Origin of the sequence: Geobacillus jurassicus NBRC 107829 (assembly GCF_001544315.1) — a bacterium.
Taxonomy (GTDB): Bacteria; Bacillota; Bacilli; order Bacillales; family Anoxybacillaceae; genus Geobacillus; species Geobacillus jurassicus.
Genome location: NZ_BCQG01000124.1, coordinates 1 through 785 on the forward strand (window position 1 = coordinate 1; position 785 = coordinate 785).

Here is a 785-nt window from a genome sequence, read left to right on the forward strand (position 1 = left end):
CCAACGGGTGATGGCCGTTCGCTTGGTCATGGAAGGTTATTTGGGCAAAGAGGCGGCCTCCATGGTCAACGTGTGCCGACAAACCGTTTCCCATTATGTGTCGCTGTTCAACGAAGGCGGTCTGGAGCTCTTGCTTCATCGGGATTTCGCCCCTGGACGGGAGCCGTTTCTCACCGAAGAACAGCAGGAAGAGATCAAACAGCTTGTGTTGACCGCCACTCCCGCGGAACTGGGCTGGGACGTCGCTTCGGCGTGGAACACCAAACTCCTGCAATCCTATGTCGAAAAGCACTTTGGTGTTTGCCTTTCCCGTGAAGCGCTGCGAAAACTCCTGCACCGTCAAGGTCTGTCATGGACTCGCCCTGCGTACACGCTGGCGAAAGGGAATCCGGATGAGCAAAAGCAATTTGAAAAGCAAATGGATTTGATAAAAAAAACTTGATCACCAAGGAGACAGAAGATGCCGTTCTTCTGTACATCGATGAAACGCATATCCGCTCTTATCATGTCTTGCGATCCACTTGGTCCGAGGTCGGTCGTCAAAAACGTGTGCCGACATTCGGCCATCATGCCCATGTTTCGGTATTTGGCGCGGTGAACGTCCACGATGGGGACATCGTGCTTCACCAAGCAGAAGCCGCCAACGCCGCGACATTCTTGGATTTCTTGCGCCTGCTTAAAGAGCGGCATCCCAACCGGATCATTGCGCTCGTCTTGGACAATGCCCGGATTCATCACGCTCGAATGGTGAAGGACTTTTTGCGAGAAGAAGGACAATGTTTTCA

At 52.9% G+C, this 785-nt stretch carries 2 protein-coding genes; both read left to right on the plus strand.

Features of this window, described 5'->3' with window-relative positions; translation table 11 throughout:
* The coding region (locus tag GJ1_RS17410) for an IS630 family transposase (protein ID WP_066235152.1) at window positions 1-442 on the plus strand (442 nt) is incomplete at its 5' end.
* On the plus strand, window positions 439-785 hold a 347-nt coding region (locus GJ1_RS17415; RefSeq protein ID WP_245629463.1), incomplete at its 3' end, for a transposase. The genes GJ1_RS17410 and GJ1_RS17415, both read left to right, overlap by 4 nt.